The sequence below is a fragment of the Sporomusa aerivorans genome (assembly GCF_041428895.1).
Lineage (GTDB): Bacteria > Bacillota > Negativicutes > Sporomusales > Sporomusaceae > Sporomusa > Sporomusa aerivorans.
On the sequence record NZ_CP156926.1, the window covers coordinates 2,646,087 to 2,659,901 of the forward strand.

The 13,815-nt window shown below is 46.2% G+C and carries 12 protein-coding genes; 8 read left to right on the forward strand and 4 right to left on the reverse strand.

Translation table 11 applies throughout. The features are described from left to right. The first annotated feature begins 59 nt into the window (after positions 1 to 59). From SATMO3_RS12410 to SATMO3_RS12425, 4 genes are all read left to right on the forward strand, one after another. Positions 60 to 1,424: an S-layer homology domain-containing protein gene (locus tag SATMO3_RS12410; RefSeq protein WP_371381099.1), complete on the forward strand. Its 1,365-nt coding sequence runs from the start codon at positions 60 to 62 to the stop codon at positions 1,422 to 1,424. A gap of 188 nt (positions 1,425 to 1,612) precedes the next feature. Next, positions 1,613 to 2,185: a DUF2284 domain-containing protein gene (locus tag SATMO3_RS12415; RefSeq protein ID WP_371381100.1), complete on the forward strand. Its 573-nt coding sequence runs from the start codon at positions 1,613 to 1,615 to the stop codon at positions 2,183 to 2,185. Between the two features lie 248 nt (positions 2,186 to 2,433). Next, on the forward strand, positions 2,434 to 2,601 hold the full coding sequence (locus SATMO3_RS12420; RefSeq protein WP_371381101.1) for a hypothetical protein: 168 nt from the start codon (positions 2,434 to 2,436) through the stop codon (positions 2,599 to 2,601). Between the two features lie 42 nt (positions 2,602 to 2,643). After that, a complete protein-coding gene (locus SATMO3_RS12425) occupies positions 2,644 to 4,311 on the forward strand; it encodes a formate--tetrahydrofolate ligase (RefSeq protein WP_371381102.1) in 1,668 nt (555 codons plus the stop codon). 65 nt (positions 4,312 to 4,376) lie between these two features. Here the strand turns inward: SATMO3_RS12425 and SATMO3_RS12430 are convergent, their stop codons facing one another. Beyond that, positions 4,377 to 5,249, reverse strand: coding sequence for a hypothetical protein (locus SATMO3_RS12430; protein WP_371381103.1), 873 nt, complete (start codon positions 5,247 to 5,249; stop codon positions 4,377 to 4,379). Between the two features lie 725 nt (positions 5,250 to 5,974). On the opposite strand from SATMO3_RS12430, the gene SATMO3_RS12435 reads away from it, so the two are divergent. Continuing rightward, on the forward strand, positions 5,975 to 7,087 hold the full coding sequence (locus SATMO3_RS12435) for a uroporphyrinogen decarboxylase family protein (RefSeq protein ID WP_371381104.1): 1,113 nt from the start codon (positions 5,975 to 5,977) through the stop codon (positions 7,085 to 7,087). A 174-nt stretch (positions 7,088 to 7,261) separates the two neighbouring features. Here the strand turns inward: SATMO3_RS12435 and atpC are convergent, their stop codons facing one another. Then, positions 7,262 to 7,690, reverse strand: coding sequence for an ATP synthase F1 subunit epsilon (gene atpC / locus SATMO3_RS12440; protein ID WP_371381105.1), 429 nt, complete (start codon positions 7,688 to 7,690; stop codon positions 7,262 to 7,264). Positions 7,691 to 7,920: 230 nt separating this feature from the next. After that, complete coding sequence (locus SATMO3_RS12445; protein ID WP_371381106.1) at positions 7,921 to 8,826, reverse strand: LysR family transcriptional regulator; 906 nt, start codon at positions 8,824 to 8,826, stop codon at positions 7,921 to 7,923. Positions 8,827 to 9,080: 254 nt separating this feature from the next. Between SATMO3_RS12445 and SATMO3_RS12450 the strand changes: the two genes are divergently transcribed. Further along, a complete protein-coding gene (locus SATMO3_RS12450) occupies positions 9,081 to 10,193 on the forward strand; it encodes a uroporphyrinogen decarboxylase family protein (RefSeq protein ID WP_371381107.1) in 1,113 nt (370 codons plus the stop codon). Between the two features lies 1 nt (position 10,194). On the opposite strand, the gene SATMO3_RS12455 is transcribed toward SATMO3_RS12450, so the two are convergent. Further along, a complete protein-coding gene (locus SATMO3_RS12455) occupies positions 10,195 to 11,124 on the reverse strand; it encodes a LysR family transcriptional regulator (protein WP_371381108.1) in 930 nt (309 codons plus the stop codon). A 236-nt stretch (positions 11,125 to 11,360) separates the two neighbouring features. Here SATMO3_RS12455 and SATMO3_RS12460 point away from each other — a divergent pair, with 236 nt between their 5' ends. Next, on the forward strand, positions 11,361 to 12,467 hold the full coding sequence (locus SATMO3_RS12460; protein ID WP_371381109.1) for a uroporphyrinogen decarboxylase family protein: 1,107 nt from the start codon (positions 11,361 to 11,363) through the stop codon (positions 12,465 to 12,467). A gap of 122 nt (positions 12,468 to 12,589) precedes the next feature. Next, positions 12,590 to 13,729 carry a uroporphyrinogen decarboxylase family protein gene (locus SATMO3_RS12465; protein ID WP_371381110.1) on the forward strand — a complete coding sequence of 380 codons (1,140 nt, stop codon included), beginning with the start codon at positions 12,590 to 12,592 and terminating at the stop codon, positions 13,727 to 13,729. Positions 13,730 to 13,815: the final 86 nt, after the last annotated feature.

The window sequence follows — 13,815 nt, forward strand, 5'->3', positions numbered from 1 at the left end:
GGCTGGCAGGTCATACAAAGAGGAATATAAAAATTAGAAATATAAATAGGTGGGAAAGCATGAAAACAAGAAGCAGTTTTATTGTTACGTTAGCCCTAATGACCCTGGTTAGCGTTAACGGCGCTGTAGCGGCGCCAATGAATCCGTTCGGGGACGTTCCGGACAGACACTGGGCTTATGATGCGGTGAACAAGCTGAAGCAGGACGGCCTGATTGATGGTTTAGGCCAGGACAGTCTGGCGGGAGGCCGGGTGATTACCCGTTATGAAATGGCGCAAATGGTGGCCCGTGCCGTGTGGAACGGGGAAAAAGCCAGCGCCGAAGATCAGGTTTTAATTGATAAACTGTCGGCAGAATTCAGCAGTGAACTGAAAAGCCTGGGCGTGTCCGTCGATACACCGGACAATGCACCTGAAAAGAAAGGCGATAAATTAGGCGACAGGTTATCCGTTAGCGGGTTTCTCCACCTGTCGGAACAGGTCTGGGATAACAGGGGCGATTTCAAAGGTCATACGGCTGCCACCGGCGATACCCCGCACGCCCGGGACGGCCATTATCCGGCCCTGGGAATTGATCTGTATATCAATTATAAAGTCAATGATAAATGGCAGGTAAAAATTGAGGATGAAGCTGTCCGGGATTTTAGAAGCGGCGGCTACTGGGGCAACGGGTATGATGGCGATGTAAGCGGGTCCCAGCATAACAGCCAAATGTACGCTGAGGGCCTTGTCGGCGCTACGGCGGTAAAAGCGGGCAAGTTTGATTATGGCGCGGCGTACGGCCTGATGGTGGCGCCGGGGCGTAAGGGCGTACAGGGAGTTCAATTTGCTTTTGGCGACAAAGCCAAGACGACATTGACGTACGGTTACTTCCGGCAGCGCTGGGTCGGTAATGCCACAAACCCGTCAATCATTTCCACTACTACTGACAATCGCTACGCCGCCATTGAGTATGATGTCCCGCTGGCGCCGGCTGCTAATTTTAAAGCGGCTTATCATAATATAAGGACAGATGGCTCCGATACGAGTGTAATCTCAGACAATATCAACCTGTGGGAAGTTGGCGCCGATAAAATGCTGGATAAAGACTGGCAGTTATTCGGCACCTATGGGCAGTCGAACGCCGCCAGCCAGAAAAAAGCCTATATAGTCGGTGTCAACTACAAACGCGCCGACCTCAATGTGCCCGGTTCCTACGGTCTTACTGTCCGTTATATCAATGCGGAAGCGAATTCGTCCATTGCTCCTGATAATTACTGGATCTCAAAATATGACTGGGGCCTTAAAGGACCGGAATTAAGCGGTCAGATTATGTTTGATAAAAACGTGGGCATGATGTTCTGGGCTGCGTCCCTTAAACCGACCGATGGCGTCCACACCGGCAAACTGAACACGGTAAAAGCCGAACTGGATTTCTTCTTCTAAACAACGCAGCCGCGACTCATTCAAATAAATTATGAGAATAATATAAAAATATTGACAAAGTAGATTGTTTTAGCTACCTTATATATAGATGTATATATAAGGTAGCTAGGCCCTATGATTACACACAAGCGGTAATATTTTGAAAAACGTTGCGGTTAGTGAGAGTTGTTGTTACAGGAGGAGACTTTATGAAAATCAATTTTGAGGAATTAGTGCAGACTGCCCTGGCAGCCAAAGCAGATCATGCGGCAATTGCCGAGGTGGCAAAAATCAATTTTGTCGAGGACTTTAGAAAAGCCTGTGAGCAAAATGTGTGCCGGAAATATAATACCAACTGGGTCTGTCCGCCTGCTGTCGGGTCCTTTGCAGAATTAAAAGACAAGGCCTGTCAGTATAAAAACGGACTTCTGTTCCAAACCGTCCATCAGATGAAAAGCGCTTTTGACTGGAAAGGCATGATGGCTGCCAAAAAGATTCATGACGGTGTGTTCAGAAACATCTTAGACAGTGTTAAGAATAAGTATGAGCTGCAGAATATCCTGCCGCTGAATGCGGGCAATTGCGAGTATTGCGAACGGTGCGCTTATTTGGACAAAGAGCCTTGCCGCTTCCCGGATGAGGCTTTTGCTTCCGTGGAAGCCTACGGGATTGATGTTATTAAGCTGGAAAAAACCTGTGGAATCCCGTATTATAACGGTAAGAACACCGTGTCCTATGTTGGGCTTATATTATTTAATGCTGAGCAAGCTGATTGCACATAACATCAGCTTGCTAAAGCCTTGCATAAATTAATGGAGACAATCCCCCCTGACCTTGTATTGCTGACTACAAGGTCAGGGGGTTCTATTTATAAGCGTTTATAATTTTTATATTTTTAATTATTTTGTAATACACAAGGTTGTGAATTTTATGGGAATTTAATGTTTAATGCGCTACTATAAACATACCGGCATTGCGCAGGAAAGTGCCTGACAGTGCCGGTATTCTAAAAATCTAAGGGGGCATGGCCATGAATTCGGCTTTATGGTGTGAACATGATGAAAAGAATTCCAAATATACTACAGTTAAGCACAATTTTGCTGACAAAGAAGTACTGTTAAAAGTGCAAACCTGGATGTGTCCGGTCTGCGGTATTCACGGCTCAATTACAGAAGTGGCCGAAGTGGCGGAAAAATAAAATTGAATTAAAAAATGATAAAGCAGCTAGGGGGCAATCGTTTTGAAAAGTGATGTTGAAATTGCACAGGAAGCCACAATGAAACCCATCGCCGGCGTGGTGCAGGAGTTGGATATTCCTGCTGAAGAGCTGGAGTTGTACGGGAACTATAAGGCGAAAGTTTCGCTTAAGACCTGGGACCGGATCAAGGCCAGGCCGGATGGCAAGCTCATTCTGGTTTCGGCCATCAATCCGACGCCGGCTGGCGAAGGTAAGACAACAACAACAGTCGGCCTTGGTGATTCGCTGCGACGGCAGGGTAAAAAAGTCGTTATTGCCTTGCGTGAACCCTCTTTAGGCCCCTGTTTCGGCGTAAAAGGCGGCGCGGCTGGCGGCGGTTATGCCCAGGTTGTTCCCATGGAAGACATCAATTTGCATTTCACCGGCGATTTTCATGCCATTACTACCGCGCACAACCTGTTGGCGGCCATTCTCGACAATCATCTTCACCACGGCAATGCCCTTGGCATTGATCCCCGCCGCATTACCTGGCGGCGTGTGCTTGATCTTAATGAACGCGCTCTGCGCAATATTGTCTGCGGACTCGGCGGCAAAGCCAACGGTGTGCCCCGCGAAACCGGCTTTGACATCACGGTGGCGTCGGAATTGATGGCTATTCTTTGTCTGGCTAAGGATCTCGACGACATGAAAGAACGGATTGGCCGGATTATTGTTGCCTATACCTATGACGGGAAACCGGTAACGCCCGCCGATCTCAAGGTAACCGGCGCCCTGACCCTGCTTTTTAAAGACGCCATTAAACCAAATCTTGTCCAGACGCTGGAAAATACGCCTGCGTTTGTGCACGGCGGCCCGTTTGCCAATATTGCGCACGGCTGCAACAGTGTGTCGGCGACGAAATACGCGCTCAAACTGGCTGACTACTGTGTTACAGAAGCTGGGTTCGGTGCGGACCTGGGAGCAGAAAAGTTTATTGATATCAAATGCCGCTTTGCCGGTTTCCGACCCAGTGCCGTCGTAATCGTAGCCACCGTCCGGGCGCTCAAGATGCATGGCGGCGTCCCCAAGACCAAACTAGCCGGTGAGAACATGGCCGCCCTGGAGAGAGGTCTGGCTAATCTGACCAAGCATATTGAAAATATCCAGCAATTTGGCTTGCCCGCGGTAGTTGCCATTAACGCTTTTCCCACAGATACCGCTAATGAACTAAACTTTGTCGAAGAAAAGTGCAATTTACTGGGGGCCGAAGTGGCGCTGTCGGAAGTCTGGGCCAAAGGCAGTTTGGGCGGGCAGGCGCTGGCGGAAAAAGTACTGGCTGCCTGCGAGAAGCCTAATAAATTCAGCTTTGCTTATGATGAACAAGCCCCGATAAAAGATAAGATCAAGGCAATTGCCACAAAAATTTACGGTGCGGATGACGCTAACTACACGCCGGCCGCAGAAAAAACAATCCAGGAGCTGACGGCTCTGGGTTTTGACAAAACGCCGATTTGTATGGCTAAGACCCAATACTCTCTAAGTGATGATATTAGCAAGCCGGGGCGTCCAAGCGGCTTTAAAATTACTGTCCGGGAAGTAAGGGTAGCGGCCGGCGCCGGTTTTTTAGTGGCCATTACCGGCGAAATTATGACCATGCCCGGACTGCCGAAGGAACCTTCCGCCGTCAGAATGGATATTGACAACAGCGGTAAAATTGTTGGTTTGTTTTAGGCCTGTATGAAGAAAACACCCGCAATCCACCTTGAAGGAGGTTGTGGGTGTTTTTATTTTGGCCGTTAGCGGCTGCTTGGTGGTGCTAGCTTTGTAGTAAAGTAAGACTTTCGCTGCGTGAAGTAGTCAAGTACCTCGTTGCAAGCTTTAATTGCATCTTCAGGATTTAAAAAATCAAGGCTGAGTGTCATTCGAGTAAGCGTTTGGTGGAGCTTACCCAAATCGCCACTCTTTATGTATAAGTTTCGGGCCTGTTCGAAGTAACTATAGGCTTCTTTGTGCTTGCCCCAAAGCTGAAAACAAACCCCCCGGGAATAGGCTAAGTTTGCCATATCCGGCAGCATTTGCTCTTTGGAAAAATATGTCTCGGCTCCCTCGTAGGAGGTTAAAGCAAGCGAGAAATTGCCTATATCACGGGACGCATCACCCAAAATCAGAAAAACTTTGCCGATTTCCCGGGGATTTCCTGATCTTTTACTAACCATAATTGCATAATCATAGTAGGAAAGTGCGTCCGACATATGTCCTGCCTGTATTAGAGCAGACGCCTTCTCAATAATTTCTACCGCGCTCAGTTTCTTTAGACTTAGTTGATTGATTCTGGTAGCGCCTTTGTCAGGCAGCCATTTGGCAGCAGCCTTGAAATTTTTGACTTCGTCTTTCACATCGGCGGCTTCGTTTAATTCCAATACTTCTTTTATACATTCCGGCCATGAGGCATGAGGAATTTTATAGTCACTTTTATCGGCGACATCTGAATTATTTTTTAAAAGATAAGCGACTTTGTCAATGTCGTCCAGGCACAAAAAATGAATTATGCCACCTTCAATTACATCGGAAATAGGAATCTCATGCTCCTTCAGAATACCGACAGCCACACTGCTGACTCTGGCGCTAACCGTAGCCTTACCGTCTGTTATATCGGATTGTCTGACCATTTATACACCACCTTACAAGTAATATATTACAATAGAAGAATTACATAGTAAAGTGAATGGGAAAATAAATAGCTAGACAAGTGGTGTTTTGTATTACGAAATTCTGAATCGAAACTGGCAGAGCGTTAAGCATCAACACAGCCTGGTCCTGCCTCATCCAAGAGGTTGCCTAACATAATCACAATTGCCGGCTTGTTTACGACTGAATTTGAATAAATGGAAAAAAATCCTTGACAGGAAGAATTAAATTAACTATATTTGTATTATAAAAACATGGTTAATGTATTACGAATGTTTATAAAGAGAAAGATCTTATGAAAGTAAAAACCCGCTTTTTTTAAAGCGTTACATAGATAATGGCGTAAGCCGACTCGCTTATTGAGGAGGCCGGGGCAAGCGTACCCACCTTCACTTGTCCCTGAACGCATTTACGAGACTGATTAGATTGCAGTCTCGCTTTTTTTTACTCAATTCCGGGCTTATATGCTGAATAAAGAGATTAGCTTCAGGCTGGGTTTAACTCCAGCAAAAGCCAAGTCTCTGAATAAATGATCCGGAAGATAGGAGCGCGTTGGTGTGATTTTTGGGAATAGTTTTCGGAATTATAGGAATTTGACGACAGTAGTAGCTTCGGCTACCATTATAGTATAAACTGCATGCCTGATGGCAAGTCTATGTGAACATCAGAATGCTGTCTCAGGCATAACGTTGTAGGGGGAGGAAGCATGGAGAAAAGCCAGCAATTATACAAAACGCATTTAAACAGGCTTACTACGGCAATTTCACTGGGAACGCCGGACCGGGTGCCGGTTGTGTTAGCCGCCGATTCTTTTTTTGCCCGGCATATGGGGGTTACTCTGGCCGACTATCTTGACAATCTGGAGAGCAGCAGTCAAATCAACCTAAAATCACTCTCTCAGCTTGGTGAAATCGACGGTATTCAGTATTTGGCCCCCTGCGTTCATGCCCTGGGCGCGGGAACTCTAGCCAGGGTGAAATTGCCAGGGCGGGAATTGCCGCCGGACGCTCAATGGCAGATTGACGAAATTTCACCCATGTCTGTGGAGGATTATGATGTCATTTTGGACAAAGGGTTTGCCTACTATCAGCAGCAAGTATTTGAGCAGTATTTGCCGCTTGCCGTGCCTGATCTGCAAAAGTACCTGTCAGCAGACTGGGGAACAATAGTGGCAAATTACGTTAATGCCGGTATTGTGCCGTTTAGCCCGCTAATCTTTGGCGTTCCCTTTGATGTTCTGTCAAGCGCCCGGGGAATGGTAAACCTGACTAAGGATTTGTACCGGATACCGGATAAGGTGGAAGCGGTAATCGATATTATCACCACGGAAATGATTGCTATGATCAAAGAGCGAATCGGGCAGATTAAGCCGTTTGCCGTCTTTACCGGCGCAACCCGGTGTGCGCCGGAATATATGTCGGCTAAAATGTGGGAGCGTTTTGCCCTGCCCTCTTTAAAAAGACAGGTAGAAGCGGTAGTTGACGCCGGAGCTTATGCGCTGCTCCACTGGGACAATAACTGGACCCGCGCTATTGAATATCTGGGAGAATTTCCTAAGGGTAAATGCATCCTGTCTTCCGATAGTAATACTGACTTGTATAAAGCCAAAGAAGTGCTGCGCGGCCGTATGTGCATTATGGGCGATGTGCCTGCCGCCATGCTTACTCTGGGAACACCGGATGAAGTATACCGGTATTGCAGCAAGCTGATTAACGATTTAGGGCCGGACGGCTTTATTCTGGCAGTGGGCTGCTGTACACCGCTTAATGCTGACCCGGAGAATGTGAAAGCCATGATTGCGGCAGCTACCGGCAAATGATGCAGCAGTAGCTTCTAACTGTTTACGATAATCGGATTGAACATAAGGAAGAATCGAATAAAAAAAGCAGGCTGGTAAGCTAATATGGCCATCGCTTGACCATGAATAATGGAGTAGCCTGCATGCAGCCAACAGCGTCGCTGACAATTATAAAAAATATCCGCAGACATATGTCTACGGATATTTTTTGCTAATTACGCTTTTTTTTTGCTGAGTCACCTCAGGGTTCAGCGCCGCCCGGTAGGTATAGATCCGGGCACGGCGGGTGTCAATGTCAGCGCTGCCCTTTAATTGTAATTCTTTTCGCATCTTAGCGGTTTTGGTCTGTTTGCCGTCAAGTTTCGCCTGGATCTCCGCATAACTGGCTAATATTGTGATCTTTTTTTTGCGGATTTCCATAAAGGCGCCGCACAGTGACAGCTGCTGCCTGCTTTTTTCCCTGACAATCCTGACTGACGTAACTTCAAGGCTGGTAACTAATAAAGCATGTCCGGGAAAAATTTTAAGATCGCCGGTTTGTGTCCGGGCTATGACCATACTGACATTTGCGGAATAGACCATCCGGTCCGGAGTTACAATATCTAACTTTATCCTGGCAGCCATATGATTCTCCCTATTGTGCATCTTTTCCAGCTGACGCTATTTGCTGAGGTAAAACTGCTTCGGCAGTATAAAAGATATAAATCACATTATGTATATACATCTATATAACATTTTACATAGACTAGCGAATGATTGTCAATAAAAAATACTGATTTCACAATATAAAATAGAAAACACCGCACAACTTGGTTGGTAATGTGCGGTGTTTTCGGTCATGGTGATCTAAGTCTCTAGTCACAGCAAGGCCGGTTGGCAACCTGCGGCGGCAATTCATTTAATAATAGCGGCAGGGAAGGGTTGGTATTGGATTTTTTCCAGGCGGCTAAAATTTCAAGCGAATGATCTTCACCGGCAAAATCAACAAAACGAACTCCGGGGCCGGCATAAAACTCGATATGATGCGGCAATATAGCGACGCCCATGCCGGTCTCAACCATTAGCAATATGCCTTCATGGAGTTGCGGCTGGCTGATAATATTGGGCATAAAGCCCCGGTTGGCGCAAATTTCTACCGTTTGATATGCGGCCATGGGAGCACCTTGCGGCGAAAGTGTAATAAAAGGTTCATTAGCCAGTGCGCAGAGATCAATCTTAGTTTCATTGGCTAAAAGGTGACCGGCAGGCAAAACTGCGCAAAGGTAATCGGTGTAAATTGTTTTGGTCAGAATGCCGGTCCAATTTCTAAGTGCATAGGATACGGTAAAGCCGACATCGATATCCCCCTGGATAATTGCCCGGTTAAGTTCCTCCCAGTTCAAGATATCCAAATGCAAATTAACATTTGGGTAGTTTTTTCGAAAACTTTTTATTACCGGCGGTAGAAAATTTTGGACAGTTGATTCCAAGTAAGCGATTCTTAGACTGCCGGCAAAGCCTGACGCCGTCTGGCGCGTCCGTTTAACAGCCTCTTGCGATTTAGCGATGAGGGCATAAGCCTCCTCCAAGAAAACCGAACCGGCTGCCGTTAATTGAACCGAATGGGTATTGCGCATGAAAAGTCTTACTGCAAGCTGTTTTTCCAGATCGGCGATTTGTTGGCTTACTGTCGATTGGGTCAGATACAGGTGTTTAGCTGCTTCGGTAAAACTTAAACGTTCTGCCACGCAGGTAAAGCATTGCAATTGCCGAATGTCCATAAATCCTCCGGTGACCGTAGTATATTTCTCTTGAGCGAAATAAACAGTTGTTATTATATTTTCCAATCAGTGTAAACGGAATATCCAATTTCCCTAATTGCAGGGCGTAAGCTATCATAAAATTATAAAAAACCAGGATGATATGTATTTATACCGCCGGTATGAATGCATTCATATATGAGTATTTTTGCAGGTTTATAAGTATAGTTATCTATACTTATAAACCTGTGGATTAAAAAATGGAGGTCGATGTAATGAAAACAGCGCAAGAACTTTATACGGAAAGGCTTAACCGGATTAAAACAGTGGTGGCGCTTGAAAAACCGGATCGGGTGCCGGTGGTTCCACTGGCAACTTCCTTTTGCGCCAATCATTTAGGGGTCAAAATATCAGAGATTGCCGATAATCCCAAGCTGTTAAACGAAACTATTATTAAATCCTTTACCCGCCTTGGCGAGTTTGACGCTTTGCAGCAGGTAACATTTTCGGTCCATTTATTATCGGTAGCCTGGCTGTCTAAAGTGAAGATTCCGGGCCGTGATTTGCCGGATACGGTCTCCTGGCAGGTAGCCGAGAATGAATTAATGACAGTGGAGGACTACGATACCATTATCAGCAAAGGGTATAATGCATTCTTTGCTGAGTTTCAGGCCAGCCGCCTGGACAACCTGCTGGCTAGGGTGCAGCCCTTTGCCGACTATCTGCCTGAAGCGATAAAACGGATTCAGGAGATCGGCGTTGTGCCGCTGTCACCCGGTGTACAGGCTGTCATCCCTTATGAAGCCTTCTGCGGCGGGCGTACTATGCCGAAATTTATGCGCGATTTGTTTAAGATGCCGGACAAGGTGCAGGCGGCTATGGACGCTGCCATGCCTGACATTATCCAGGGCTTGCGCGCTGCTTATCACGGTACAGGTTTTGTCGGGGCCTGGGTTGGCGGCTGGCGGTCAGCCAGTGAATTCTTATCCCCTAAGACCTGGCAGCGTTTTGTCTGGCCATATATGAAGCAATTGACCGAGGTATTGCTCGAAGAAGACGTTATCCCGATTTTCCATCTGGATTCCAACTGGGAACGCGACTTGGATTTCTTCCGGCAGCTGCCGAAGGGGAAATGCATCCTTTCGCCGGACAGTTCAACCGATATCTTCAAGATTAAGGAAGTCCTGGGAGATCATATGGCCATCATGGGCGATGTTCCCGCTTCGCTCTTTGCTCTGGGCACCCCGGAAGATGTTTATAAATACAGCAGCAAACTAATCCGGGAAATCGGGCCAAGCGGCTTTATCCTGTCTTCCGGCTGCGATATACCGTTTAACGCCAAGCCTGAGAATGTAGCGGCCATGCTGGCGGCGGCCACTGGTAAATAATTTATTCGGGAATATCGGGAAGCCGCATGCTATTTTGAAAGAACTGAATGGCACCGCGTGCTTTGTTAAGAAACAAGGGGATAGCAGGATTCCGGTTGGTTCTTTTCCAGGATGCGACCATTTCAACTTGTGCATCGTCGCCTTCCAGCTTAATAAACCGCAGGTTAGGGCTGACGTAAGGTTTGGTGGTAAAGAACGGGAGGATGGCAATGCCTTCTCCCGATTCAACCAATGTAAGCAAAGTCTCGGTAAGATAGGGCCGCTCCACAAAGTTGGGCGTAAAGCCCCGGTTGGCACATAGCCGTAGCGTAAAATCGTAAGGGAAGGGGGCGACTTCGCGGTTGAGAACGACAAAGGGCTCCTGGGCTATGGCGGCTAAATCCGGCTGCGGCTGATTGGCCAGAGGATGATCATTGGGCATTACAAAACATTCCACGTCATGGTAGAGTGTCTGCCAAACCACCCGGGGCGTATTTTGCAGGGAAGCCGACATAGTCAGGCCGACATCCAGCTCGCCGCGTTCCAGGGCCAGGTTCAGGTCACCCCAATTCAACTGGGTCAGTATTAATTTGATTTTCGGATAGGAACTGCGGAAATCTTTTACCAGTTTAGGCAAAAAGTGTTTCGTATGAGATTCCAGGAACCCGACTTTCAGCGTACCGGCAAACCCGGATGCGATATGACGGGTTTTTATTATTGCCTCCTCTGCAGCGGCAATAATAAACTTTGCTTCTTTCAAAAAAAAACGGCCGGCCTCCGTCAACTGGACTGAATGGGAATTTCTCACAAAGAGTTTAACATCAAGCTGTTTTTCTAAATCGGCTATCTGTAAACTTACTGCAGATTGTGTGAGATATAAGTGTTTGGCTGATTCGGTAAAATTTAACCGTTCTGCGACACATACAAAGATCTCCAATTGACGAATATCCATAAGTTCCTCCTAACTGGAAAAAAAATTCAGCAAAATAAAAATATGCACAATATTAACTAAATTATAAGGTAATTACAAGCTAACATAAATAGGACAACAGCTATTGTTTTCGAAAATGAGTGATTATATTTTCTCATTGTTGTAATGAGAATTTTAAATTTCCATAACAGATTACTTTATTATAATATAAAAATTGATAATAGTGCGAATTTTATTTTTCATTTGGAGGTATTGCTGTGAAAACATCACAGGAACTGCTGCAGGAACGTAAAGAAAGAATCAGAAAGGCAGTGGCCTTGGAAAAACCGGACCGTACGCCGGTAGTAACCCTGGCTGACGGATTCTGCGCTGCACATATGGGAGTGAGGCTGTCTGAGTTTTGCACAAGCCTGAAAACTTCCAATAAAGTAATGGTCGAATCCATAAAAGACCTGGGTGATATCGACGGCTTTGACTCGGCCTTTGCCGCCGCTTTGCTTTTTCCTTTGGGTTTTATGACCAATATTAAGCTGCCCGGGCGGGAACTGCCGGATAATGTAATCTGGCAGCTTGATGAAAAGGAAGTTATGACGGTAGAGGATTATGACACGATCTTAAATAAAGGCTGGACGCCTTTTATGCAGGATTATGTGAAAACACGCTTAAATGTCCAGTTTGATTCACTGATGGCAGAACTGGCGGATACGCCGCAAATGGTCAAGAATTTTGAAGATGCCGGTTATGTAGTGTATTCCCCCTTGGTTATTAATCTGGTCAATGAGCTTTTAAGCGGCGGCCGGTCTATGCCTAAATTCATCCAGGATTTATACAAGCGGGCAGATAAAGTAGAGGCTGTTCTTGATGTAATTCAGGCAGAAGTATTGGCTAACATGCGCAAGCAGATTCGCGACACGAATTCTTCTTATGTCTTTATTTCGCCGGCGCGCGGCGCCAGTGAATTCTTTTCGCGCAAGCTGTGGGAGCGTTTTGTCTGGAAATATCTAAAGCAGGTAGCCGACGTGATTATCGAGGAAGGCGCAGTAATTAACTTTCACATTGACTCGAACTGGGCGCGCGATCTGGAATATTTCAGGGATTTCCCCAAAGGAAAATGCGTATTTGAAACAGATGGCGCAACCGATATTTATAAGATCAAAGAGGTTCTTGGCGATCGTATGTGTATTAAGGGCGATGTGCCGGCTGCCATGTTTACGCTTGGCACACCGGATGAAGTCTACAATTATTGCACAAAATTAATTAGGGATATGGGGCCTGGTTTTATCCTGGCGTCAGGCTGCGCTGTGCCGGTAAATGCCAAGGTGGAAAATGTCAAAGCAATGATTGCCGCAGCGACCGGCAAATAAATCCTGAACTTTGACGCTATTTTAAATTCTTATTGTCACGATTAGGAGAATGCATTTCCCTGATCGAGGTTTTTTCGGTATCATTTATTTGAAAACAAATTCTTAGTAATGGAGTGAAGGCAATGGCAGTAAATAAAGATCAAATGACACCAGAGGAAAGACTTGTTGCCACAATAAATCTTGAGCCAGTGGACCGGGTAGTTTGCGCCCCCATGATTGACCAGTATGCCGGTCAATTCGCAGGAATTACTAATAAAGAATTTATGTGGGACTGGGAAAAATGCATGAATGCGCTTGATAAAGTGAAAGATGCCTATCCCATTTGGGACAGCAATCCTTTTATTATGTGCGAACGTTATGCGCCGCTGATGAAAAAGGTAGGGCTTATGCGCACCGCCATGCCGGGGAAGGAACTGCCTGACAATGCTTCCTTCCAAATGCATGAAGTTGAAATTACAACCCGTGAAGATTATGATCTCTTAATTAATGAAGGCTTCCTGGCTTATGTAGGCAAGTTTAATCAGGTGGCTCACGGGTCTACTCTGGAAGAGCAGCTTGCGGCTATTGAGGAAAAAGGCAAACTGCTGGTCGACGAAAACTTGCGTACTCAGCGCCGCGGGCAGAGTTCAACCTGGGGCATACTGGGCGGGTCGGCGCCTGATGTACTGTCTATGACCCGGTCTCTGGAAAAATTCTTTAAAGATGTAATTCAGATCCCTGACAAAGTATATGAGGCCATGAATGTGGTAACCGATGGCATGATTGCAATCCTTGCGGCGCAAGCCGATCAAATTGGTATAAGACGTACGTTTATCGGCGATTCCCGCAGCAGTGCTCAATGGATATCCCTGAAAAAGTTCGAAGCGCTGTTTATGCCGGTCATGAAGCGACTTGTCAACGGCCTGAATGAAAAAGACATTATTCCGGTATTGCACCTTGACTCGGACTGGACGAAAAATCTGCCCTATTTATTAGAATTGCCGGCGAAAAAGTTTGTTGTTCAATTGGATGGCTCGACCGATATCTTTAAAGCCAAGGAAATACTAAACGGTCATTGCGCAATTATGGGCGATATGCCGGCAGCCCTTTTAACGGTAGGTTCAGCAACTGATGTGGATGAATACGCGAAAAAATTGTTTAATGTGGTTGGTAAAGACGGCGGTTTCATTTACTCTTCCGGTTGTTGTGTACCGATGAATGCCAAACATGAGAATATGAAAGCCTTCTTTGACGCGGTGGAAAAATACGGACGCTACAATTAAGAAACTAGTTTCAGCCAATTTATCATTAGTTCCGGAAAAATTGGGGAAATAGAAATTATTATCACAAAATATCCCGTGATCTTGAG